Source organism: Amycolatopsis saalfeldensis (assembly GCF_900110575.1).
Taxonomy (GTDB): Bacteria; Actinomycetota; Actinomycetes; order Mycobacteriales; family Pseudonocardiaceae; genus Amycolatopsis; species Amycolatopsis saalfeldensis.
This window is the reverse complement of record NZ_FOEF01000001.1, coordinates 860,563-883,940: the sequence shown is the minus strand read 5'-3', so window position 1 is coordinate 883,940 and position 23,378 is coordinate 860,563. Positions and strand designations below refer to the sequence as shown.

General features: G+C 71.6%; 23 protein-coding genes. 16 read left to right on the top strand and 7 right to left on the bottom strand.

Annotation, left to right across the window (positions count from 1 at the left end; genetic code table 11):
- Window positions 1-3: 3 nt before the first annotated feature.
- The 8 genes from BMY97_RS03995 (at window position 4) to BMY97_RS46825 (ending at window position 8,483) form a co-directional block, all read left to right on the top strand.
- Window positions 4-1,503 (top strand): SagB/ThcOx family dehydrogenase, encoded by a 1,500-nt coding sequence (locus BMY97_RS03995; protein WP_091612467.1) that lies wholly within the window; start codon window positions 4-6, stop codon window positions 1,501-1,503.
- Window positions 1,500-3,878: a hypothetical protein gene (locus tag BMY97_RS45780; protein ID WP_143086115.1), complete on the top strand. Its 2,379-nt coding sequence runs from the start codon at window positions 1,500-1,502 to the stop codon at window positions 3,876-3,878. The genes BMY97_RS03995 and BMY97_RS45780 overlap by 4 nt, the downstream gene beginning before the upstream one ends.
- Complete coding sequence (locus BMY97_RS03990) at window positions 3,871-4,656, top strand: thiopeptide-type bacteriocin biosynthesis protein (protein ID WP_177231162.1); 786 nt, start codon at window positions 3,871-3,873, stop codon at window positions 4,654-4,656. Before BMY97_RS45780 ends, BMY97_RS03990 begins: the two co-directional genes overlap by 8 nt.
- Window positions 4,657-4,735: 79 nt before the next feature.
- Entirely contained in the window at window positions 4,736-5,653 is a 918-nt protein-coding gene (locus BMY97_RS03985) for an ABC transporter ATP-binding protein (RefSeq protein WP_245787125.1), read from the top strand.
- Window positions 5,650-6,477 (top strand): ABC transporter permease, encoded by an 828-nt coding sequence (locus BMY97_RS03980; protein ID WP_091612460.1) that lies wholly within the window; start codon window positions 5,650-5,652, stop codon window positions 6,475-6,477. The genes BMY97_RS03985 and BMY97_RS03980 overlap by 4 nt, the downstream gene beginning before the upstream one ends.
- 28 nt (window positions 6,478-6,505) lie before the next feature.
- Complete coding sequence (locus BMY97_RS03975; RefSeq protein ID WP_143086114.1) at window positions 6,506-7,690, top strand: sensor histidine kinase; 1,185 nt, start codon at window positions 6,506-6,508, stop codon at window positions 7,688-7,690.
- Window positions 7,687-8,295, top strand: a complete 609-nt coding sequence (locus BMY97_RS03970; protein ID WP_091612454.1) for a response regulator transcription factor — start codon at window positions 7,687-7,689, stop codon at window positions 8,293-8,295. Before BMY97_RS03975 ends, BMY97_RS03970 begins: the two co-directional genes overlap by 4 nt.
- Window positions 8,296-8,336: 41 nt before the next feature.
- Window positions 8,337-8,483: a hypothetical protein gene (locus BMY97_RS46825; protein ID WP_177231161.1), complete on the top strand. Its 147-nt coding sequence runs from the start codon at window positions 8,337-8,339 to the stop codon at window positions 8,481-8,483.
- A 171-nt stretch (window positions 8,484-8,654) separates the two neighbouring features.
- Here the strand turns inward: BMY97_RS46825 and BMY97_RS03965 are convergent, their stop codons facing one another.
- Window positions 8,655-9,323 carry a response regulator transcription factor gene (locus BMY97_RS03965; protein ID WP_177231160.1) on the bottom strand — a complete coding sequence of 223 codons (669 nt, stop codon included), beginning with the start codon at window positions 9,321-9,323 and terminating at the stop codon, window positions 8,655-8,657.
- Window positions 9,324-9,704: 381 nt separating this feature from the next.
- Here BMY97_RS03965 and BMY97_RS03960 point away from each other — a divergent pair, with 381 nt between their 5' ends.
- The 5 genes from BMY97_RS03960 to BMY97_RS03940 are packed head-to-tail and all read left to right on the top strand — an operon-like array spanning window position 9,705 to window position 13,807.
- A complete protein-coding gene (locus tag BMY97_RS03960) occupies window positions 9,705-10,259 on the top strand; it encodes an RNA polymerase sigma factor (RefSeq protein ID WP_091612449.1) in 555 nt (184 codons plus the stop codon).
- Window positions 10,256-11,047: a zf-HC2 domain-containing protein gene (locus BMY97_RS03955; protein ID WP_091612446.1), complete on the top strand. Its 792-nt coding sequence runs from the start codon at window positions 10,256-10,258 to the stop codon at window positions 11,045-11,047. The genes BMY97_RS03960 and BMY97_RS03955 overlap by 4 nt, the downstream gene beginning before the upstream one ends.
- 20 nt (window positions 11,048-11,067) lie before the next feature.
- The gene (locus tag BMY97_RS03950; RefSeq protein ID WP_091612953.1) at window positions 11,068-11,871 is read left to right on the top strand and encodes an ABC transporter ATP-binding protein; all 804 of its coding nucleotides are present in this window, start codon (window positions 11,068-11,070) and stop codon (window positions 11,869-11,871) included.
- Window positions 11,868-13,241 (top strand): hypothetical protein, encoded by a 1,374-nt coding sequence (locus BMY97_RS03945; RefSeq protein ID WP_091612956.1) that lies wholly within the window; start codon window positions 11,868-11,870, stop codon window positions 13,239-13,241. The genes BMY97_RS03950 and BMY97_RS03945 overlap by 4 nt, the downstream gene beginning before the upstream one ends.
- Window positions 13,241-13,807, top strand: a complete 567-nt coding sequence (locus tag BMY97_RS03940; protein ID WP_091612443.1) for a hypothetical protein — start codon at window positions 13,241-13,243, stop codon at window positions 13,805-13,807. Before BMY97_RS03945 ends, BMY97_RS03940 begins: the two co-directional genes overlap by 1 nt.
- A 53-nt stretch (window positions 13,808-13,860) precedes the next feature.
- Here BMY97_RS03940 and BMY97_RS03935 read toward each other — a convergent pair whose 3' ends face one another.
- From BMY97_RS03935 to efeU, 5 genes are all read right to left on the bottom strand, one after another.
- A complete protein-coding gene (locus BMY97_RS03935) occupies window positions 13,861-14,271 on the bottom strand; it encodes a PPOX class F420-dependent oxidoreductase (RefSeq protein WP_091612441.1) in 411 nt (136 codons plus the stop codon).
- A 34-nt stretch (window positions 14,272-14,305) separates the two neighbouring features.
- Complete coding sequence (locus BMY97_RS03930) at window positions 14,306-15,370, bottom strand: LLM class flavin-dependent oxidoreductase (RefSeq protein ID WP_245787124.1); 1,065 nt, start codon at window positions 15,368-15,370, stop codon at window positions 14,306-14,308.
- Window positions 15,371-15,461: 91 nt separating this feature from the next.
- Entirely contained in the window at window positions 15,462-16,721 is a 1,260-nt protein-coding gene (gene efeB / locus BMY97_RS03925; RefSeq protein ID WP_091612438.1) for an iron uptake transporter deferrochelatase/peroxidase subunit, read from the bottom strand.
- Window positions 16,718-17,857 carry an iron uptake system protein EfeO gene (efeO, locus tag BMY97_RS03920; RefSeq protein ID WP_425425220.1) on the bottom strand — a complete coding sequence of 380 codons (1,140 nt, stop codon included), beginning with the start codon at window positions 17,855-17,857 and terminating at the stop codon, window positions 16,718-16,720. The genes efeB and efeO overlap by 4 nt, the downstream gene beginning before the upstream one ends.
- Window positions 17,858-17,859: 2 nt before the next feature.
- On the bottom strand, window positions 17,860-18,702 hold the full coding sequence (efeU, locus tag BMY97_RS03915) for an iron uptake transporter permease EfeU (RefSeq protein WP_091612433.1): 843 nt from the start codon (window positions 18,700-18,702) through the stop codon (window positions 17,860-17,862).
- Between the two features lie 370 nt (window positions 18,703-19,072).
- On the opposite strand from efeU, the gene BMY97_RS03910 reads away from it, so the two are divergent.
- On the top strand, window positions 19,073-19,783 hold the full coding sequence (locus tag BMY97_RS03910; protein WP_091612947.1) for a lytic murein transglycosylase: 711 nt from the start codon (window positions 19,073-19,075) through the stop codon (window positions 19,781-19,783).
- A 1-nt stretch (window position 19,784) separates the two neighbouring features.
- On the opposite strand, the gene BMY97_RS03905 is transcribed toward BMY97_RS03910, so the two are convergent.
- On the bottom strand, window positions 19,785-21,257 hold the full coding sequence (locus BMY97_RS03905; protein ID WP_091612430.1) for a DUF1349 domain-containing protein: 1,473 nt from the start codon (window positions 21,255-21,257) through the stop codon (window positions 19,785-19,787).
- Window positions 21,258-21,356: 99 nt separating this feature from the next.
- On the opposite strand from BMY97_RS03905, the gene BMY97_RS03900 reads away from it, so the two are divergent.
- Together BMY97_RS03900 and BMY97_RS03895 are read left to right on the top strand one after the other, a co-directional pair.
- On the top strand, window positions 21,357-22,472 hold the full coding sequence (locus BMY97_RS03900) for a sensor histidine kinase (RefSeq protein ID WP_218156670.1): 1,116 nt from the start codon (window positions 21,357-21,359) through the stop codon (window positions 22,470-22,472).
- On the top strand, window positions 22,469-23,125 hold the full coding sequence (locus BMY97_RS03895; protein WP_091612424.1) for a response regulator transcription factor: 657 nt from the start codon (window positions 22,469-22,471) through the stop codon (window positions 23,123-23,125). The genes BMY97_RS03900 and BMY97_RS03895 overlap by 4 nt, the downstream gene beginning before the upstream one ends.
- Window positions 23,126-23,378: the final 253 nt, after the last annotated feature.

The following is a 23,378-nucleotide window of genomic DNA, read 5'->3' as shown; positions in this document are numbered from 1 at the left end:
GCCATGACCACCATCGATCACCCCCGGCCCGCCACCCGGCTCGGCCTGCGCTCCGACGTCCGGATCGACGAGCGGGACGGCACCGTCCGGCTGCTCAGCCGGGTCGGTTCGTTCGCGCTGCACGGCGTCACCCCCGAGGTGACGCGGGCGTTGCGCGAGCTGGCGGTGGCCCCGCGCGCCGATCTCGACCTGTCGGAAACGCAGCTGCGGCAGATCGTGGAGCGCGCGAAGCAGCTCTTCGCCCGCTTCATCGAGCTCGACGGCCGGGTCCTCGTCCGGATCGAGGCGACCAGTCGCGCCGGTGCCTACGAGCCGGCCGAGATCTCCGCGGACGCCCGGCTGCGGCTGTCGAAGTTCGCCCTGCTGCGCACCCTGGACAACGAGCTGGTGCTGGAGTCCCCCTTGGTCCGGCACCGGGTGACGCTGGTGGACCCGGTCGCGGCCGCCGTCGTCGCGCGGCTCGGGACCGAGGGCACGGCCGCGGATCTGGCCGGTCTGCTCCCCGAGGACGCCACGGCGGAGCTGATCGGGCACCTCGTCGGCGCGGGTTTCGTCGAGCAGGGCACGCCGACGGGCTTCCCCTCCGACACCGAAGCAGTGCTGCGCCAATGGGACTTTCACGACCTGCTCAGCCACTCGCGGGCCCGCAGCGGTCGCTTCGATCAGCCGTTCGGCGGGATTTTCCCGTACCTGGGCGACATCGAGCCGCGTCCGGCGATCAAACCGGTGCCGGACGGCAGGTCGATCGAGTTGTTCCGCCCGGAGCTGGACGAGGTGCTCGCCACCGACCCGTCGCTCACCGCCGTGCTGGAGGCCCGCACCTCGGTCCGCCAGTACGGGGAAAAGCCTTTGACGGCAAGGCAGATCGGCGAATGGCTCTACCGGACGGCGCGGGTTCGCGCGGTCTACGGCCCCACCCCGAACGCACCGTACGAGGCGAGCACCCGGCCGTACCCCTGCGGCGGCGCGGCGTATGAGCTGGAGCTGTACCTGACCGTGCAGCGGTGCGACGGCATCGAGCCCGGCATCTACTACTACGACCCGGTGGGCCATCGGCTGGTGCTCGTCAACGACGGCGAGGCCGACCGGCAGGCCCTGTTGGAGACCGCTTCGATCGCGACCGCGCTGCAGGCCGATCCGGACGTGCTGGTGACGATGACGTCGAGGTTCCAGCGGCTTTCGTGGAAGTATCGCGCCATCGCGTATTCCGTGAGCCTCAAGCACGCCGGCGTGCTTTACCAGACGATGTACCTGGTGGCGACCGCGATGGGGCTGGCGCCGTGCGGGCTCGGCAGCGGTGACTCCGACCTCGCGGCCCGCGCGTTCGGCCTCGACTACCTGACGGAGTCCAGCGTCGGCGACTTCATCCTCGGCAGCCGCCCGGTGCCGGCCGCGGACGCGCCGCCGCGCCCGCTGCCCGAGAGCTGGCAGGCGGTGAACGACCCCGGGTGGGCGTCGAGCGCGTACTCGCTGCTGCGTGAACGGCACTGGACCTCGTCGTGATCCCCGACGTCGGAACGCTGGCCCCGGCGGCAACCCGGATGGTGGTCGCCCCGGTGACCGTCGTGCGGGTGGCCGGGCTGCCGGTGCCGGCGGTCGACGACCTGGCCGCGCCCGACACCGTGACCGCGCTGCGCGAGGCCGCGGAGCACGAGCGGGCGGCGGCCGCGCTGGCCGGGCCGCTCGGTGATCGGCTCTACGACTTGGTGCCCCAGCTCGACAAGCCGCTGCGGCGGGCCGTCGTGAAGCTGCGCCGGGACATCCACAATGGACGCCCGGTGCCGGTGCCCGCCGGACTGCCGCCCGGCCTCGCCGCGGAGGTCACCCGGTGGGCCGAACTGGTGCGCCACGCCCAGACGCGGCGCACCGCGGCCAGTGCGGACTTCGCCGCGGAGACCGCGCGGGCGGCGAAAGCGATGCGTGGTCACCTGGGCGCGCCGGAAGTCGCGAGTGGACTGGCGCTGGCGAGTCCGGAGTTCACCGGACGGCTGCTCGCCGCGCCGCTCGACGACGCCCCGTCGGCCCGTTCGGTCCGCAGCGCGACCGCTTACCTCACGCGGATCGCGTTGAAGACGAGCCCGTTCAGCTCACTGACCACGGTCGGCGTCCCGGACGGCGAGCCCGCGCGGGTGACCAGCTCGTCGCGGCCGCACGCCCTCGCGTTGTTGCTGGCCTGCTTGAAGGATCGACGGCTCGCGGACCGCCTGACCGTCACCGCCGTGTCGGGGTTGCGGCAGGTCGACGGCCGGTGGCTCGCCACCCTGCCCAGCCGGGTGATCGTGCGCCGCACGCCGCTGCGCGTTGACGAGCTGGTCGGCTGTGGGGCGTACGACTGGCTGCTCGACGGCCTGCCCGCCGATCCGGTCCGGCTCGCCGAGTGCTTCCCGGACGAGCCCGGCCTGGCCCGCCGGCTCGCGGAAACCGGTCTGCTGCAACCGGTTCTGCCCTGGCCGATCCGGGCGCGGTCGGACTTCGCCGAGCTGGCGGCGTGGGCCGAGGACCGGATCGGCGGCCCGTTCGCGGCGGCGGCCAGTGCGCTGGCCGAACAGGAGCGGATCGTCGCCGGCGAACCCGAGCCGGCCCGCCGGGCCGCGGCGATCGGGTCGGCCCACCAAGCCGTCGCGGAGGCGTTCGCGGCGCTGGACCAGCCCGCGCCGTCGTGGGCCGGTGAGCTGCCGCTGTTCCACGAAGCAGTGGCCGCGCCGCGATGCCCGGAGCTGCCGGCCCCGGTGACCGAAGACCTCGCGGACATCGGCCGCACGCTCGTCCCGCACATCTGGCGCGACGGGCGGTACGCCGAATTGGTGCGCTGCTTCGTGCTCCGTCACGGCCGGGGCGCCGCGAACGTGCCGCTGCTCGATTTCCTCTACGCGTTCCTCACCCGGTCCGATCCGGCCGCGCTGGCCATGTTGCTGCCGGAAGTCGACCTCGCCGTCGCCCGTGACGCCGCCCGCCTGCGGGGCACCGGAACCCTGGCGACCGCGAGCAACGCGGTGTTCTTCCAGGTCGCCGCCGGCTCCGCGGCCGAGGTGGCCGCCGGGGCCCACCTCACCGTGGTCAACGCGGTGCACTCCGGCGGGCTCGGCCTGCTCGGCCGGTGGACGCCGGTCGCCGCCGGTCTGGACGAGCCGCTCGCCGAGTGGGCCCGGGGCCTGCACCCGGGCTGTCGCGTCCACCAGGTGACGCCGCACGCCGACTGGGCCTCGCTGCAGCGGCCGGCGCTGGGCCTGCCCGTGCTGTCAACCCCGGGCGACCTGCGCCACCCCGAGTCCGGTGCCGGGCTGGAGGGGATGACACTTGCCCACGATCCGGCGAGCGACACCCTCCAAGTGTCCGATGTGGACGGAGCGGTGGCGTTCGCCTACACCGGGGCGGTGCCGCAGCACCTGCAACGCGGGGTCGCCGAACTCGTCTGCCTGCTGTCCAACCCGTGGCTGACGCTCGGCCGGGTCGACCGCGACCGCCGGGTGGCCGACGACGCGGATTCCGGCTACCAGCCCCGGCGGCAGCGTGGCCGCGTGGTCTGGGCGAGGGCGCGCTGGAGCTTCCCGGCCGAAGCGGTGCCGAGGCCGGACCGCGGCGAGCCGCCGGTGGAGTTCTTCGCCCGGCTGCGGGGCTGGCGCGAGGTCCACGGCCTGCCGGACGAGGTGTTCGTGACCGGCGTCGTCCGGGCGGGCGGCCGGGTCAGCAGGCGCAAGCCGCAGTGGCTCGGGTTCGACCACCCGTTCCCGGTGTGGGCCGCGCTCGGCGTCGCCGATCCGGATGTGTCCGCAGTGGACTTCGCGGAGGCGCTGCCCGATTGCGCCGGGCATTGGGCCGAGTGCGCCCGCGGTGAACGGTTCGCGACCGAGTTCCAGGGGCTGGTGCGCCATGGCTGAGTGGCTCTACTACCGTGCCCCCGTCGAACCGGCCGGGGCGGGCGAACCCCTGCTGCGCACCGTGGTGGCCCCCGCCGTCCGGCAGCTGCGCGCGGAGGTGTCGGACCTGCGCTGGTTCTACCTCAGGTTCCTCGACGCCACCGGTCTGCACTTGCGCTGGCGGCTGACCGCCGGCCCGGCCGCGCTGAACCACGTCGAGCAGGTCGTCGACGAAGCGCTGGCGGGTGCCTACAGCAAACACGTCTACGAGCCGGAGACCGGGAAGTTCGCGGACATGGCGGTCGCCGAGCGGCTCTTCCAGCTCAGCAGCGAGACGGCGCTGGAGTTGCTGGCGCGGCACCGCAGCGGCGGCCGCTCGGGGCTCGCCGCGGCGGTGATGCTGGCCATGACCGCCGGCCTGCCCGCGAGCCGGCGTCCGGCTTTCCTGCACCAGTACGGCTGGTACTGGTCGGGCGGTCCGGCGCGGCGCCCGTGGACCGCGGCGCCGTGGACCTCGCTGGCCGACCCGCGGGTGCGGGCGAAGGCGGACGGCCTGCTTTCCGAGGCGAACGCCGTGCTCGGCGGACCGTCCGGGGAACTGATCCGCGGTTTCTCGCGGCAATTCTGGGCGGCGGCCGATTCGATGCCGCTGCGGTCGGGATATTTTCAGCTGTTCCACCACTTGCATCTGGCCGGGAATCGCCTCGGGGTGTTTCCCGCGGCCGAGGCCGTGATCGCCCGCCTGCTCTTCCTTTCCCACGCTGACCAGCAGCTGGGCCACCTGACACTTGTCATGTGAGCCGGATGGAAAATGTCATCCGATACTCGTGTTCTCATCCACTGACGGAGGCTGGGCCATGACCGGTAAATTCGATCCCGTGAGTGACGAATCGGTAATCGAGATACGCGATCTCCACCTGGACTACGGGGATTTCACCGCGGTGGACGGCATTTCGCTGGCCGTCCCGCCGGGGCAGGTGCTGGCGCTGCTGGGCACCAACGGGGCCGGCAAGACCAGCACGGTCGACGTGCTGACCGGCTTCCAGCGGCCGACCAGCGGCACCGTGCGGGTGCTCGGCGCGGACCCGCTGACCGAGCGGCGGAAGATCGCCACCCGGGTCGGGATCGTGTTGCAGGAGGCCGGTTTCCTCGAGACCCTCACGGTGGCCGAGACCATCGACGCCTGGCGCCGGTTCACCCCGGGCGCGCGGCCGCGGGCCGAGGCGCTGGAGATGGTGGACCTCGGGCGCCGGGCCGGAGTCCAGGTCGGGAAGCTCTCCGGCGGGGAGAAGCGCCGCCTCGACCTGACCCTCGGCCTGCTCGGCGGGCCTGAGGTGCTGTTCCTCGACGAGCCGACCACCGGGCTCGACCCGGAGGCCCGCCGCAACGTCTGGCACCTGCTGCGCGAGCTCATCCTCGCCGGCATGACGGTGCTGCTCACCACGCACTACATGGAGGAGGCCGAGGCGCTGGCCGACCAGGTCGCGATCATGGACCGCGGCCGGATCGTGCGGGAGGGCACGCTCGCCGAGATCACCGCGCGCTCGGCCACCGCCGTCTCGTTCCGGCTGCCGCCCGCGTTCGGCGCCGCCGACCTGCCACCACTCGACGGCGCCGAGGCGGCCGAGCGGGACGGCCGGGTCCTCGTGCACACCCACGAACCCCAGCGCACGCTCGCCGCCCTGCTCGGCTGGGCGGCCGGGCACGGGGTGGAGCTGGCCGAACTCGACGTGCGCGCCGGCTCGCTGGAAGACGCGTTCCTGGCGGCCGCCGCCGGGGAGAGGAGCTCACGATGACCTGGCTCGGTTACGCGCGGGCGCAGTTCCTGTTGTCCCAGCAGGTGTATTGGAAGCGGATCGGCATCGCGCTCACCGGCACCCTGGTGCCGCTCGTGCTCGGCGGCTTCATGCCGTTCCAGCTCCGCCACGGCCCGGCCGTGGACGGCGCGCCCGCGGGGATGTACGCGCTCACCGGCTTCCTCGCCTTCGCCCTGTTCTTCACGGTGTACACCCTGGTCAACGCGGTCACCTCGCGGCGCGATGCCTTGGTGTACAAGCGATTGCGCGCGGCCTCGCTGCCGGACAGCGCGATCTTCGCCGGTGAGGGCGCCGCGGCCTCGCTGCCCGGGCTGATCGTGGCGGTGCTGCTGATCGTCTTCGGCCTGGTGGCCCTGGACGCCGGCGCGCCCGCCAACCCGTTGCTGCTGGTCGTCGGGCTCGTGCTGGGCGTGGCGATGTTCGCGCTGCTCGCGGTCGGGATCTCCGGGATCCTGCCCAGCGCCGACACCTCGATGTGGATCGTCACGCCGGTGATGGTGCTGTTCATGTTCTGCTCCGGGATCTACGCGCCGCTCTCCTCCCTGCCCGGCCCGCTCGCGGACGCCGCGGTCTACCTGCCGATGGCGCCGGTGGTCAGCATCGTGCGCACGGCCTACCTCGGCGCGGACTTCGCCGGCCACAACGCGATCATGGGCCTGTCCGGCGCCGGGGCCCCGCTGGGCTTCGCCGGCCAGGTCCAGGCCTGCATCGGCCCGTTGTGCGTGACCGTGGCGTGGGCCGTGATCGGGCTGTCGCTGGCCCGCAAGTTCTTCCGCTGGGACCCCAAGCGGTCCGGTCGCTGAGATGTCCGCGACGGTGAGCTGTGATCCAATGACGGAACAGGTGATCGGGATGGAGACGCTCGCGCTCCGCCCTTCGCCGGTCCGGGGGAGCGGGGAGGAAACAGGGGCCATGGCGCGACGCTCGCGGACCGCGGTGGCCCGCACGGCGACGATCCTGCTGATCGTGCTCTGCGTCGCGTACGGCGTCGAGCCGCTGTTCTCCTCCGGTGCGCCGCGGACCGGCGCCCTCTGGGCCGCACTGCTGGGCCTCGCGGCCTTCAGCGCCGTTCTCGCCCACGTGATCTGGAGTGGCACGCAGCTGGTGGCCGCCGGGAAACCCTGGTCGCTGGTCGTGGCCGGGATCCTCGCCGTGGGCTTGTACCTGCGCTTCGGCCCGGCGCTGGTGGCGCTGCCGGCGATCTTCTGCGGGGCCGCGGTCTTCACCCTCAGCCGGGTGCGCGCCGCCTCGCTGGTCGTGGTCGTGGTCGGCGGCTCGTGGCTGCTGCTCGCCCGGTCGGCGCTGCCGGCCGGGGAGATCGTCGACCTGATCGGCCGCGGGCTCGTGGTGATGGTCGTGATCGCCGTGGTGGGCACCGTGATCCTGCTCAACGGCGAGGTCGAGCGCAGCCGCGGCGAGCTCGCGCGCGTCGCGGTGCTGGAGGAGCGGTTGCGCTTCGCCCGCGACGTGCACGACCTGCTGGGACACAGCCTGTCCGTGATCGCGTTGAAGGGTGAGGTCGCGGCCCGGCTCACCGCCCGTGATCCGGAGCGTGGCGCGGCCGAGATGGACGCGGTCGTCGACCTGGCCCGCCGGTCCGTGGACGAGGTGCGCACGCTGGTGCGTGGTTACCGCCGGCAGTCGCTGAAGGCCGAGGTCGAGGGCGGGGTCAGCGTGCTGACCGCGGCCGGGGTCGAGTGCCGGGTGGACGAGGTGCCCGCGGGCCTGCCGGACCGGATCGAGCCGGTGTTCGGCTGGGTGGTGCGCGAGGCCGTCACGAACATCCTGCGCCACAGCGAGGCCACCCGGTGCGGCATCGGCTTCCACCGGGCCGGCGGCCGGATCAGCCTGGTGGTGACCAACAACGGCGTCCGCGAGAGCCCGGCCGACGGGCTGGGCAACGGCCTGGCCGGGCTGGCCGAGCGGCTCGGCGCCGTCGGCGGCACGCTGGAGAGCGGACCGGAGCCCGGCGGCGGCTTCCGGCTCACCGCTTCGGCCCCGCTGGAGGAGAAGTGACGATCCGCGTACTGATCGCCGAGGACCAGGAGCTGATCCGCACCGCGCTGGTCACCCTGGTCGGGCTGGAGCCGGACATCGACGTCGTCGCCAAGGCCGAGGACGGGGCCCAGGCGGTGGCGATCGCCGCCGGCACCGAGCTCGACCTGGTGGTGCTGGACATCGACATGCCGGTGCTGGACGGGCTCTCGGCCGCCGAGCAGCTGGCCGCCGCGCATCCGGGCCTGGCGCTGGTGATGCTGACCAGCCACGGCCGTCCCGGCTACCTGAAGCGGGCCGTGCAGGCGGGCGCGCGGGGTTTCGTGACCAAGAACGTGTCCGGCACGGAGCTGGCCAAGGTCATCCGCGAGGTGCACGCCGGCGGCCGCTACCTCGACCCCGACCTGGTCGCCGACGCGATGTTCGCCGGGGAGTGCCCGCTCGCCGCGCGTGAGCTGGAGATCCTGCGGCTGGCCGAGGACGGGCGTCCGCTGTCGGGCATCGCGAAGACGCTTTCGCTGCAGGAGGGCACCGTCCGCAACTACATGTCCGCGGCGATCACCAAGCTGGGAGTCGACAACCGCATCAGCGCGGTCCGGCACGCCAGGAACATGGGCTGGCTGTAATCCCGGCCGGCTCCCGCGTTTTCCGGGAAGGGAGTAAGGAAATGGGTAGTTTCGGCAAAAAGGACGACGGCGACCGCAAGCCGCCGCTGGCCAACGTCATCGGTTCCAAGGGCAAGGGCGGCTGGTTCGGCAAGAAGGACAAGAAAGACAAGAAGGACGACAAAAAGAAGTACAACGGCAGCTACTGACCACTGCCACGGCTGAACGCCGAAGGGGCTTTCCGCGCCGGCCGGCGCGGGAGGTCCCTTCGGCCGTGAGGCCTCCCCGACGATGCGGACGCCGGGTGCCGGGTGAGCCGGACCCGGGCAGGCGGGTGGCGCGGGTCCTTCCCCTCGCGCCGCCCAGCCGTCACGCGTGCGTCAAGCCAGCTCCGGCAGCCGTCTCTCCTCGCTCGTCGCGAGGGCGACCAGCCCGGCCCCGTAGGCCGCGATCACCGCCTGCGCGCGGCTGGGCACGGCGAACTTCTGCAGGATGTGGTGGACGTGCGAGCGCACCGTCGCCGCCGACACCGACAGCCGCAGCGCGATGTCCGCGTTGGACAATCCATAGGCGAGCAGCTCCAGCACGTCGCGTTCCCGGCTGGTCAGCTGCAGGTCCACGCCGCCGCGGCGGGTGGTGTCCGAGTCCTGCATCAGGGAAGACACCTGGCGGTGCACCTCGACCGGCATCAGCACGGTGTCGCCGGCCGCCACCACTCTGATCGCGAGCATCAGCTCGTCCGGGGTGGTCGCCGGCGAGAGGACCGCCCGCGCGTTCAGCGTGATCAGGTCCACCGGCCGGTAGGCGTCCCCGAGCTCGGCGAACGTGATCACCTTGACCGCGGTGCCCAGCCGGCGGAACGCGGTGAAGTCGTCGCCGGGGTCGCACACCACCGCCACCACCTCGTCCGTGCCCGGAAGCTGGGCGAGGGCCTCGCACACCCGGCCGCACTGGCCGACGACCTCGAGGTTGTCCTGACCGGTCAGCAGCGCCGAGAGCCCGGCGCGCGTGAGCGGATCGGCACAAGAGATGAATACTTTGATCTTCAACCTGTCCCCCAGGTTTCCCGCTTCGCACAACGCCATATCTGAAGGAATTTCGTGAATTTTACGGATGAAAATTCAACCGGGACCGGATTGAATGCTGCTCACCGTCGAGTGGCTGATCACAACGCCCCCATTGCGTTCTTGTGATGCTTTCGTGGAGGAGAATTTCATAATGCCCGAAAGTTGTCCACCGGCCGTGATGGCGATGAGTGAGACGATCACCCGGACGGCTGGAGGCAACCTTAAGAGGGCATCAACTTGTATTCGGGTACGGCCGGTGAGGCTGCCGAAATATCCGATTGGCGTAGTTTCGGTTCGGGTGATGTGTGACGCACGACACAGTGATCCGAGAACCGGAGGACGGGGCATGGCGTCTTGCCTGGTGTGAAGCACAAGCCACCAGCGGAGGCGGACGAGGAGCAACTCGTCCGCCGGACGGCGCGGGGTGACCGGGCGGCATTCGAGGAGTTCTACCGCCGCACGTCACCCTGGCTCGCCGTCCGCCTGCGCCGCCGTTGCGCCGACGAACAGGTCGTCGCCGAGGTCATGCAGGAGACCTACCTTGCCGTCTGGCGGGCCGCGGGCTCGTTCTCGGGCGCCGCGGCCGGCGGGACGGCCGTCGGGTGGGTGTGGACGATCGCCGCGCGGAGACTGGTCGACGCGTTCCGGCGGCGGGCGCACCACGCCCAGCCGCCGCCGGCCGTCCAGGTCGCGGTGGTGGCACCGGCCGCCGAGGAGGAGGCGCTGGCCGCGACGGTCGGCGACTACGTCGGCAACGCACTGCGGGCGCTGGCGCCCGAACTGCGCCAGATCCTGCAGGCGATGGTGCTCGACGGGCTGTCCGTCCGCGAGACGGCCGTCCTGCTCGGGCTGCCGGAAGGAACTGTGAAAACACGGGCGCGCCGCGCGCGGATCGCCATGCGAGAGGCACTGTCATGAACCACGTCGCCGATCGGCTGCTCACCGGCTACCTCAACGGGCACGACCTGCCCGCCGACCAGGCCTGGGCGGTCGAAGCCCACCTGGAGCTGTGCGCGGTCTGCCGGGGCCGGCTCGCCACACTGTCCACACCGGACGTTTCGGCGCTGCTCGACGGCGTCTGGGCGGGGCTCGAGCCGAAGCTCGGCACCCGTCCGCAGCCGGCCACCAGCCGGTTGCGGGCCCTGCTGGACCGGTGGACGACGCCGGTGATGCTGCCGTGGCTCCTGATGGTGCTGCTGGTCTCGCTCATGTCGGTGTGGCTGGACTGGGCGGACTTCTGGCAGCACGGGTCGTTCGTGCAGCTGTTCGCGCCGGTGCTGCCGGTGCTGGGCGTGGCCGCTTCGTGGTCGGGCGGGCTGGACCCGGCCCACGAGCTGGTCACGGCGAGCCCGCGGGCCGGGCTGGACCTGGTGCTGCGCCGGACCACCGCGGTGCTGGTGGCGGTGCTGCCGGTGCTGCTGATCGCGGGCTGGCTCACCGGGTCTTCGGTGGGGCTGTGGCTGCTGCCGAGCCTCGCGTTCACGACGGGGACGCTCGCGCTGGGGTTGCTGATCGGAGTGCAGCGCGCGGCCGGGGCACTGGTGGTGGTGTGGCTGGTCGTGCTCGCGGCGCCCACGCTCGCCACCGGCACCTCGTTCGCCCTGCAGGCCGGGGCCACGCCCGTCTGGGCCGGAATCTTCGCGCTGACCGTGGTGGTGATGGTGCTCCGCCGGAGCGCCTTCACGCGGCTCATCGCTCATCGATAGGGAATGAGGGGACAATGGACATGCGGGCAGTCGAAGCCGCAGAGGTCGCTCCGTCGACCTATGCCTGGGAAATCCAGGCCAAGGGGCTGAAAGTACGGGTAGGACGGCAGAAAATGGCCGTCAACGGCCTCGATCTCTCGCTGGGGACGGGAGTGCACGGGCTGCTCGGGCCCAACGGGGCCGGCAAGACCACGCTGATCCGGGCGCTGGCGACGGTGCTCCGGCCGACCGAAGGCAGTCTGACGCTGCTCGGTGAGTCCGTCGGGGGACGCATCGACCAGCGCGGCCTGCGCCGCCGGATCGGGTACCTGCCGCAGACGTTCGGCTACTACAAGCGGTTCACCGTGCGCGAGTTCGTCGAGTACCTGGCGTGGCTCAAGGAGATGCCCAAGGCGGACATCCCGGGTGCGGTGCAGCGGGCGATCGAGCGCGTCGGCCTCGCCGACCGCGCCGAGGACAAGTTGAAGACGCTCTCGGGCGGCATGGTCCGCCGGGTCGGGATCGCCCAGGCGATCGTCAACGACCCGCAGATCCTGCTGCTCGACGAGCCCACCGCCGGGCTCGACCCGGCGCAGCGCGTGCGGTTCCGCGAGCTGATGCAGGAGCTGGGCCAGGACGCCTGCGTGCTCGTCTCGACGCACCTCGTGGAGGACGTGGCCACCGCCTGCACCGACGTGGTCCTGTTCGCCGAGGGCAAGCTGGTCTTCCAGGGCACGCCCGACCAGCTGGCCGCGGCGGGCGGGCAGCAGCACGTCGGCGACAGCCCGATCGAACGCGGCTACTCCGCCCTGCTGAACCACGAACGCGGGCAGGAGGCGTGGTGAACGTCTTGCGGACGGAGCTGCGGCGCACCATCGCGCCGTGGCTGACCCTGGCGGTGCTGGTCGTCGGGCTGGGCTTCTTCTTCGGCTTCCTCAACAAGGGCCCGTGGTTCAAGGAGCCGGCGGCCTGGGACGGGCAATGGGCGTCCTCGGTGCTGTGGACGCGCTACCTGCTGATGCTGCTGTGGCCGATCATCGTCGGCGCTTCGGCGATCCAGGGCATGCGCGACAGCCGGTCCGGCACCGGGGAACTGCTCGGCACGATGCCGCGCCCGGCCCGGCACCGCATGACGAAGCTGAGCCTCGCGCTGGGCCTCGCGGCCGTGGTGGCGTACGTCGTCATCCTGCTGACCGGGCTGGGGCAGGTGGTGGCGCACGACGGGCTGTTCACCTTCAGCTGGGTGCTGCCCGCGCTGGTCGGGCTGGTGGCGGTGATCGCCGGGGTCGGGCTGGGCCTCGGTGTCGGGCGGCTGCTGCCGAACCCGGTCACCGCCCCCGCGCTCGCCGTGCTGGCGCTGGTGGCCTGCGTGTTGTTGCAGCTTTCGAGCGAGCAGAGCAGTGTCGGCGGGCTGCTGCCGAACCGGCTGACCCAGCTGGGGATCGCGCCACAGGAGCCGCGCAGCCCGTTCCTCGTGCCGACGGTGAGCCTCAGCGTCGGGCAGCTGTGCTGGCTGGCCGGTCTGGCCGCCACCGGGTTCCTGCTGTTCTCGGCGTCGACGGTGCGACGGCGGCTGCTCGCACTGCTGCCGGTGGTGGCCGGCCTGGCGATCGCCCTCCCGCTGTTCCCTTCGGCGTTGGCCGACAACCTGACCGTCGACCAGGTGACCGCCGCCCCGGTGTGCGACGGCCCGGTGTGCGTCACGAAGATGCACGCGGACCAACTGTCCACTTTGGTCAGACCGGGGAAGGAAGCCTTGCGGCAGCTGGCGAAGCTCCCCGGAGCGCCGACCACGCTGATGGAGTCGACCGACGCGAGCCGGTCGACCGCCCGGCTCGTCGGCGCCCAGGACCCGTCGAAGGTCTTCGTGCAGCTCGACGACTGGAAGTACTACAGCAAGCACGGCGACGATGCGGTTTACCGGCTCACCGCCGGCGGCGGGACCCAGGTCTGCGGTGCACCGAGCTACGGCGGCGAGCGGGAAACCCGGGAGCTGGCCGCGCGCTCGGTGGTCTCCGGATGGCTGGGCGGCGGGCTGAAACTGCCCTCGGCGGCGCGTTACTACACCGGCTTGACGGATCTGGCGAACCAGGCGTGGGCGGGCTTGCAGGCCCTGCCGCAGCAGGAACAGCTGGCCCGCGTCGCCGCCTCCCGGCAGGCCGAGCTGAGCTGCCAGGGTGACGCGCTGACCGCGCTCACGCGGGGAGCCGCGTGATGAGGTGGATGACGCTGTACGTGCGGTCGCGGCAGGTGCCCGCGTCCCTGCTGGCCCTGGTGATCTGCACGGTCGGGATCCGGCTGGCGTCCGGGAGCCAGTGGTCCGCCTTCTTCGCCACGCTCACGCTCGCCGCGGCCGTCGCGGTGGCGGCCACCGGGCTCAGCGGCCAGGACATCGAGCTCGACCGGACCGCCGGGTTCAACTGGCTGCCCCGGCGGCTCGGGCACCTGCTGCTGATCGGGGTGCTCGCGGGCGGGGTGCTGCTGGTCGTGCAGGCGCCGGGTGACACGCAGGTGGCCGCGTCGGTGGTGCTGCGTGACGGCGCGGGCCTGCTCGGCCTCGCCGGTCTGGCCGCGACCCTGCTCGGCGGCCAGTTCGGCTGGACGTTCCCGCTGCTGTGGACCGTGGTGGCCCTGTTCGTGCCGAGCCCCGACCCGAAGGCGGTCTCGGGCGCGGTCGCGTGGCCGCTGCTGCCGGCGGAAGCGTCGGTGAGCTGGTGGATGGCGGGGATCCTGTTCGGCGCCGGCACCGCGGTTTACACGCTGGCCGGCGCCCGCCGATGAGGGGACCTTCGGCCGCCGTACCGCCCCCGGGCCGGTGCGGCGGCCGAAGGGCGTCAGACGTCGCGGTTGTTCGGCTTCAGCTCGAGGGGCTCGTGGTCCGGATCGTCGATGCCCATGCTGATGATCCGCTCCGGGTGGATGCGGATCACGGCGCCGTCGAGGTGGCCGTCGGTCTCGAAGACGTCGGTGACCACCTCGGCGTGGCCCCGGATCTCCAGGCAGCGGATGCGCATCGGCGCCAGCGACGGCCGGTCGTCGACGACGAACGCGACCCGGCCGTTGTCGGCGACGTTGCGGTACTTGCGGCTGCGCGTCAGGTTGTAGCCGGTGACGTCGATGGCCTTGGCTTCGTCGTTGTAGGTGAAGGCGACCGGGCTGACCTGCAGGGTCCCGCCCGGCTGCTGGGTGGCGATCCGGCCAAGGCCCTGCTCGGCCAGGTAGGCGATTTCGGCTTCGGTGAACATGTCACCCAGTCTGTAAGTTCAAGGGCACTTGAAGTCAACTCGCGTTGGGCGCGAGTTCCCGCACGCGGGGGACGACGTGCTCGGCGAACCGCCGCATCTCCGCCTCGAACGGCTGGAACTGGAGCATGAACGTCTCGATGCCGAGGTCGGCCCACTCGCGGATGCGGCGCGCGACCGTGTCGTAGCTGCCGACGAGGCCGGCCGCGGTGCCGCCGTTCGTGCCGATGTGGGGGTACTTCGCGAAGGTCTGGAACATCACCGCCTTCGGGTCGGCATCGGCGACCAGGGCCTCCCAACGGGCCTTGCCGGCCTCCGCGAGTTCCCACAGCGCGGCCAGTTCTGCTTCGGCCTCGGCGTCCGTCTCGCGCGCGACCACGAACGCGGACAGCCCGAACCGGACCGGGTCGCCTTCCCGCGGCCGCGCGGCGACGTCGGCGATCAGGCGCTCGACCTCGGCGCGGGGCTGGCCGTTGATGAACCAGACGTCGGCCTTGTCCGCGACCAGCGCGCGGGCCGGGTCCGACTCGCCGCCGACGTACACCGTGGGGCGCGTGCGCGTCGCGTCGATCGGGCGCAGCTGGTAGTCCTCGACGTGGAAGTACTTGCCCTGGAAGGAAACGCGCTCGCCGTTCAGCAGCCCGCGCACGACGGTGATCCACTCGCGGCCGTAGGCGTACCGCTCGTCGTGCTCGGCGAACGGGATGCCGGCGCGTTCCAGCTCGGGCTTGAACCAGGCGTTGACCAGGTTCAGGCCGAAGCGCCCGCCGCTGATCTGCTCGATCTGCAGCGCCTGCTTCGCCAGCACCACGGGGTGCACCAGGTACGGCTTGATCGCGGCGATGATCTCGATCCGCTCGGTCAGCGCCGCGAGCGCCGCCGCCGAGGTCCAGGTCTCCAGCTGGTCCAGCTCGTCACCGAACGGGTTCACCAGGTGCTGGGCGATCAGCGTGGAGTCGAAGCCGAGCCGGTCGGCTTCGAGGATCAGCTGTTTGTTCCGCTCCCAGCTCGCGTCCACCGGGTCGTCCGGGTGGTCGAACGGCCCCCACGACCCGTAGACGACGGCCCAGACACCGAACCGCGGATGCGCCACACCGGCCACGACAGGACTCCCTTGCCTCGGAGAACGTCAGCGTGGAGTTGTGCGCGCTCCGTGGGCAATCGGTCTCACGAGGTGGGTTCGGTCCGCTGGTTCAGGCGAACAAGCCGTCGCCCCAATCGGACGTCGGGGTGAGGCCCGGCGGAACGGCGAAGTGGGCCGAACCGGTGTGCTGCACGTACTCCATCATCGCGTCCTTCGCGGACAACGCCTGCTGCATGGGGACGTACTGCGTGCGTGTGTCGCGGTTGAAGGCCAGGAAGAACAGGCCCGCCTCGAGATGGCCGACGCCGTCTGAGCCGTCGACGAAGTTGTAGCCACGGCGGAGGATCCGGGCGCCCTTCAGCGTTTCATGCGAGGCCAGCCGGATGTGCGCGTCTTCGGCGATCAGGGGGACGCCGCCCGCGCCGCCGACGTTCAGGTCGACCGTGTCGAACTCGCCCGCCTGCCCGAGCGCCGCGCCGGAACCCTTGGTGCGCCCGATGATCTGCTCCTGGCCGTCGAGCGTCTCGCGGTCCCAGGTCTCGATGTGCATCCGGATCCGGCGCGCCACCAGGTAGGTGCCGCCGGCCATCCAGGCCTGCCCGTCGCCGGCCTGCGCCCACACCTGGTCGCGCAGGATGTCGGTGTCCTCGGACTTGATGTTGTTCGTGCCGTCCTTGAAGCCGAACAGGTTCCGCGGCGTGGCCTGCGCCCGCGAAGTCGACGAGCTGCGCCCGAACCCGAGCTGCGACCAGCGCACCTCCGTGACGCCGAAGCCGAGGCGCACCAGGTTGCGCACCGCGTGCACGGCGACCTGCGGGTCGTTCGCGCACGCCTGGATGCACAGGTCGCCACCGCTGCGCGTCGGGTCGAGCTTGTCCTTCGGGAACGCGGGCAGGTCCACCAGCTGCGGCGGGCGTTTCGCCGCCAGGCCGAACCGGCCGTCGAACAGCGAGGGGCCGAAGCCGATCGTCAGCGTCAGCTCCGAAGCCGGCAGGTCCAGCGCCTCGCCCGTGTCGCCGGGCGGTGCCTCGGCCGCGCCGCCGACGGCGCCGTTCGGCACGACCTCCTGGCCCGTGGTCATCCGGCGCGCCGCGGCGGTCCACGTGCGCAGCAGCTGCCGCAGCTCGGCGACGTCCGTCGTGGTCACGTCCAGCGCCGCGAAGTGCAGGTTCTGCTGGGTCGAGGTGGCGATGCCGGCCTGGTGCTCACCGTGGAAGTCCACAGTGGACGTCGAAGCCTGCGCCGTGGCGCCGTCGCCGAGGCGGTCGAAGCCCACCCCGGCCGCCGCCCCCGCTCCGGCCAGCGCGACCCCGGCTCCCGCCAGCCCGAACAGCTTCCGGCGGGAGACGCGGGCACCCTCCTCCGTCACTTGGACACGACCTCCGCGACCTTGCTCAGCGGCTCGCTCAGCGCGTCGACCGCCGAGGCGAACGCCTTGATCTCGTCCGGCGAGAGCTGGTTGTAGTACTTGAAGCCGTCGCCGCTGCGCGTCTTGTCCAGCAGCGCCTGCACGTTCGCGAACTGCTTGTCCAGAGTGGACACCAGGGCAGGGTCACGCTCCTGCAGGATCGGCCGCAGCGCGGCGATCGCGCCCTTCGATCCGTCCACATTGGCCTGGAAGTCCCACAGGTCGGTGTGCGAGAAGGTCTCCTCCTCACCGGTGATCTTGCCGGTGGCGACCTCGTCGAGCAGGCCCTTGGCGCCGTTGGCGAGGTCCAGCGCGGTCAGCTGCAGCGTCTTGGTCTTGGTGACCAGGTCCTTGACGTCGGTGAGCAGCTTGTCGGCGACCTGGCCGCTGTCGGGCTTGAGCCCGGTGACCCACAGGTCCTTCTCCAGCCGGTGGAAGCCGGTGAACTGCTGGCCCGCCGTCAGATCGGCCTCGCGGACGTCGATCAGCGGGTCGAGGTCCCCGAACTTCTCCGCGACCGGCTCGATGCGCTCGTAGTACGCGCGGGTGGTGGCGTACTGGGCCTTGGCCTCGTCGACCTTCCCGGCCTTCACGGTGTCGACGAACTTCGCCGTCTCGGTCTCGAGCGCGCTCGTGTTGTTGGCGATGTAGGTGGCGTAGCTCTTCGTGGCCTCGGACTTCTGCGCGTTCACGTCGTTCTGCTTCGCCGCTCCGCCGGTGACGGTGAAGTCGCCGCGGATGCCGTTGCCGACCATGCCCGGCTTGCACGCGGTCTGGTACTTGCCGGCGTCGGGGACCTCGACGATCAGCCGCCGGTTCAGCCCCGGCGCGATGTTCTCGACCTCGCCCATGATCCGGTCGCCCTCGGCGTAGAGGTAGAACTCCGTGACCTTGCTGCCCTTGTTGGTGATCTCGAACGTCAGGTTGCCCGCGTTCGCCGTGCTCGTGGCGACGGCGCACGAGGTGTCGGAGGCCTCGACCTTGATCGGCCCGCCCGCGGCACCGGTCGTGGAGCCCGTGCTGTCGCAGGCGGACAGCGCGACGAGCGCACCGACTCCGGCCAGCACGGCCAGCGGGGTTTTGGGGGACTGGGGCACGGTCACTCCTTGACAGCGGCCGCGGCGGGCGCCGGGACGGTTTTCTTGGTGGGCTTGAGGAACAGCGGCAGCACGATGACGACGTAGGCGACCCACGCGACGGCCTGCACCACCGTCGTCTGCTGCGAGTAGTTGAGGACGCCCTTGAGCAGCGCGCCGTACCAGGAGGTCTCCGGCAGGACGTTGGAGGCGTCGAAGGCGAGTGTGGTCAGGCCCGGGAGGAAACCGGCCTCCTGCAGGTCGTGCAGGCCGTAGCCGAGCACGCCGGCGGCGACGAACACCAGCAGCACACCGGTGACCGTGAAGAACTTCGCCAGGTTGAACCGGACGGCGCCGCGGTAGAGCAGGTAGGCCAGCGCCACGGCGAGCACGATGCCGACGACGAAGCCGATCAGCGGCTGGATGGTGTCCGACTGCGCGGTCTGCACGGCGGAGTAGAAGAACACCGCGGTCTCGAGGCCTTCCCGGCCGACTGCGAGGAACGACAGCAGCAGCACGGCCGCGGGGCCGACGTTCAGCGCGTTCTCCATCTTGCCGCGCAGCTCGGCGGCGATGTGCCGGGAAGCCTTGCGCATCCAGAAGATCATCGCCGTCACGAAGCCGACGGCCACGATGGAGAGACTGCCGCCGAGCAGTTCCTGGTGCTCGAAGCTCAGCTGCGCGGTGCTGTAGGTGAGGATCGCGCCGACGGCGACCGAGAGCACGACCGCGGCGGCGACGCCGGGCCACACGTAACGCAGCGCCTGCCGCCGGTCGGTCTTCACCAGGAAGGCGACCAAGATGCTGACGACGAGTGCGGCCTCCAGGCCTTCGCGCAGCCCGATCAGCGCGCTCGAAAACACCACGGTGTTGTCCTCCTCAGTATTCCCTGACCTGATGGTTTTAGGTAAGCCTTGCCTTTAAGTCCAGGGGGTGTACGTCGAGGAGTGCCCGTTTTGTCCGTCAAGGGCCCGGCTGAGGCTGGGTAAGGTTAGGGTAACCGCAGGTCAGCGCGCCGAGCTGCGACTCGGTAACAAAATGTGTGATGTCCGCCGGATGGCGCACGAGTTAACCGTCCGTTTGCCATTCGCCCGATCCAGTGTCCTGCTAGCGGTGGGGCAGTAACCTGTCCGGGTGGCCGATACCACTCCGCCGACCGTGGACGCGCCGGCCTCGCCCGCGCCCGCCGGCCCGCCCCGTCGTTACGTCAGCCGGATCGCGTTCACGCTGGGCCTGGTGGTCACCGGGGTGGTGCTCGTGGTGACGATCGGGGTCCGCAACCCGGCGGGCGAGGCGCCGGCCGCCGCGCCGCCGTCGCCCACGTTCGTGGTCCAGGAGCAGCGTCCGCAGCCGGGGGCGCAGGCGCCGCGCGCGGGCCTGGCGGCGCCGCCGGACCGGCCGACGGTGTCGGACCAGGCGGAGCTGGACGCGTGGGCCGCGCGCGTCGCGGGGAAGACGCAGGTCCCGGCGCGGGTGCTCGCCGCGTACGGCCGGGCGGAGATGTGGATGCGCCGGCAGAAGCCGACCTGCCACCTTTCGTGGGCGACTCTGGCGGGCATCGGCCACGCGACGTTCGGCACCGTGGCGATCAGGCCCGACGGCGTGGTCGGCAGTCCGATCATCGGCCCGCCGACGCCCCCGGACACCGACGACGGCAAGCTCGACGGCGACCCGAAGGCCGACCACAAGCTCGGCCCCATGCAGTTCCTGCCGTCCACCTGGTCGAAATACGCGGAGCGCGCGACCGGCGACGGCAAGCGCCCCGACCCCCAGAACATCGACGACGCCGCCTTCACCGCTGCCCGCTACCTCTGCTCCGGCGGCGACGACCTGGGCACCCCGTCCGGCTGGTGGCGCGCGGCCCTGTTCTACAACCCGGCCGTCGACTACGCCCAAACGGTCTTCAGCGCAGCCGACGCCTTCGCGGCCGCCAGCGTTTCGGTTTGAGTTACCGCCAGCCGGCCGGCTTCCCGCCGAGGGCCAATCGCAAGGCGACGATCGTGTACCCGCAGAGCACGGCGAGACCGGCCCAGCCCGGGAGTGGGAAGTACCCGGCCGACGGCGCGTAGTGCGCGGTCACCTGCGGATACTCCACGAGCGTCTGCTGGACGGCGAAGCCGGCGGCCGGGGTGACCCGCAGCAGCCACTCGGAGACCGGGTCGGGCAGGAGCGGGATCGCTGTGACGGCAAAGGGAACGGCGACCACTGACAGTCCTATGAGGACGGCCGCCCAGCCGCGCCGCAGCCACACGCCGAGCCCGTACGCGAGGACAGCGCAGACCGCCAGCACTGCCGCGACGCCGACGATCACCCGCACGTCGGTCAGCACCGGGCTCGGCTGCACCAGGATGCCGTTGCCCTTGAGGATCGCCAGGCCGGCCGGGATGACAACGCCGGTGGCGACCAGTCCGGTGACGAAGGCGGCGGCGCCGACGACGCCGGCCCGCGCGGCGCGCACCGGCCGAGCAGTCGTCTCGCGAGCCGTGCGGGCGCCGTAGCGGGCCGCGATGACGAGCACGATGATCAGCGCGAACACCAGGCCCGGCAAGGTGTTCTCGACGCTGCGCACGCTGTCCTCGCTGAGCGGCCCGATGTCACCGGTGCCGCTGACCGTGACGACACCGTTGTCGTCCACGGCTCCCGACGCGTGGTGGTGCTTCTCCCAGTCGGTCTGGTTCATCTCGCCGACGGGTTCGCTGGTCCAGGCGCCGCCGCCGTCGGCGACGACGTGGTCGAAAACGCCGACGGCCTGGGTGAACCGGACTTGCTCGGTCGCGCCGCCGAGCCCGGTTCTCTTGAGCGTGAGATCGCCGGGCGACGTGGCGAAGAGGCCGACCTGCACGGTGTCCGGCAGCCGGTCGAGCTTCACCGTCGCGACGGTCTGCCACTGCTTGCCGTCGGCGGACTCGGCGCCCGTGATGGTGTCGCCCGAGCGGGTCAGCCGCAGCCACCGCGGGGACCGCGGCGAAACGCCGCCCGCGCTGCCGGCGACGTCGTGCTGGTAGTCGTACTGAAAGCGCACGCCGTGGGCGCCGGTCATCGCGAGCGCCGCGTACCGCGAGCCCGGCCGCACCCCGTCCTTGACGATGATCCCGGCCTTCGCCCACGGCACCAGGCCGGGCACGATCCGGTCGTGGTCCGGCGGCGGATAGGTGATCGTCCCGGTCAGGGCGGTCAGCCGGACCGTGACGCTGCCTTCCGGGCCCAGGTCCCGATGCCGGAACCAGAACCGGTCGCCGACGAAGGAGCCGTCACCGGCGATGGGCACGGCCGGGCAGTCGCCCGCGCAGGACGACTGGTTGCGGGCAGCGGACACCAGGCCGAGCGCGATCACGGCGAGGGCCGCGAGGCTCAGTGCGATCAGGCGGGCCGGTCGGCGGAAAGTGGTCCATTCCCGCCGCAGGAGTTCGGTGGTCGACATGCGGACGGTTCTACGGAGCGGCGCGTAACACGGGCCGAACCGCTGCTGTTATGCCGTTGTTAGGTCAGGCGGCGCATGCTTGGGGGTGTGATCAGGAGCGTGAGGTCGAAGTTCACCGTCTTGTACGCCGCCGGGTTCCTCCTATCCGGCGCGGCGTTGCTGGGGCTGACGTTCCTGCTCTCCGGCGGCGGCCGGGTGACTGCCGGCGGGGGTCCGCCGCCCCTCGCCTCGGCGCCGCAACGGATCCAGGAGCTGACGGACCAGCTGGACGAGGTGCACACGCAGCAGTCCCGTCAGCTGCTGGCCGGTTCGCTGATCGCGCTGGTCGTGATGGCGGCCGTTTCGCTGCTGCTGGGCCGGGCGCTGGCCAAGCGCGTGCTGCGGCCCCTGCGGCTGATCACCAGTGCCACCCGGCGCATCTCGGCCGACAGCCTCGACCGTCGGCTGGCCGTCGTCGGGCCCGCCGACGAGGTGAAGGACCTCGCCGACACCATCGACGAGCTGCTCGAACGGCTTGAGGCGTCGTTCACCGCGCAGCGCCGGTTCGTCGCCAACGCTTCGCACGAGCTGCGCACTCCGCTGGCGACGATGCTGGCCACGCTCGACGTCGCGGTCGCCAAGCCCGATCCGGCCGGCTCGACCGTCGCGCTCGCGGACCGGCTGCGAATCCAGGTGGACCGGGTCGATCACCTGCTCGACGGGTTCCTCGTGCTGGCCCGGGCACAACACGGCGCGCTGGCAGACTCCGCCCCGGTCGACCTCGGCGACCTGGTCGACGCGGCGCTGCGCGACCGGTCCGCCGGCGTGCGGGAGAAGGGGCTGACCGTGACGGTGGGTGTGCCGTCGGCTCTGGTGGCCGAGGGCAGCCCGGCGTTGCTGGCGCGGCTGGTGGACAACGTCGTCGACAATGCCGTGGCGCACAACGAGAACGGCGGCTGGATCAAGATCACCGGCTCGGCCGGCTCGGCCGGTGAGGAGACGGCGCTGACGGTCGAGACCGGCGGGCGGGTGTTGGACCAGCGGGAGGTGGACCGGTTGGCCCAGCCGTTCGAACGGCTGGGCGGCGAGCGCACCGGCTCCTCGGGTCTCGGACTGTCCATTGTGGCCGCCGTCGCCGCGGCCCACGGCGGGCGGCTGGCCCTGCACGCGCGGCCCGAAGGCGGCCTGCGGGTGTCGATCACGCTTCCGGCGGCGAAGGCGCTGGTGCCGGCATGAGAATCCTCGTCGTCGAGGACGATCCGGCGCTGGCCGAGGTCGTCGCCGAAGGACTGCGTGATCAGGGCATGGCCGTCGACCTCGCCGGAGACGGGCTGGCCGCGGCCGCCAAGCTCGAACTCACCGCGCACGACGTGGTCGTGCTGGACCGGGACCTGCCCGGCCTCCACGGCGACACGCTGTGCCGGATGATCACCGAACGGCCCGATCGGCCGATGGTCTTGATGCTGACCGCCGCGAGCGCCCCCGGCGACCGGGTCAGCGGACTGACTCTGGGCGCCGACGACTACCTGCCCAAGCCGTTTCACTTCCCGGAGCTGATCCTGCGCATCCACGCCCTGGCCCGCCGCAAACCCCATGCGCGGCCCCGAATCCTCCACACAGCCGGAATCGACCTGGACCCCCTACGCCGAACCGCCACCCGCGACGGCCGTCAGCTGTCCCTCTCGGTGAAGGAGTTCGCCGTGCTGGAGGCCCTGCTGCGCGCCAGCCCGGGCTTCCTGAGCACCGAGTCCCTGCTCGAACAGGTCTGGGACGAGAACGCGGATCCTTTCACCAACACGGTGACCGTGACGATAGGCCGCCTGAGACGCAAGCTCGGCACCCCCTCCGCCATCACGACTACCCCTGGAGTCGGCTACCGAATCGGCTGATCCGGCCGGTCCCGCACTGGCCTGGACCGGCCTGCTTCGGCTCGCTTCGTTCGCTTCGGTTCGTGCTGGCCGGATTGGTCCGCTCGGGTTCGCGCTGGCTTGGACGGCCTGCTTTGGTTCGCGCCCGTCTTGACCGGGCCCACTCCAGTTCGCCCGGTCCGGACTCGGTCCGCTCTGGTTGGCGCCGATCTGGGCCGGTCTGCTCTGGTTCGTGCCGGTCTGGGCCGGGCCTGCTTTGGTTCGTGCCGACGTG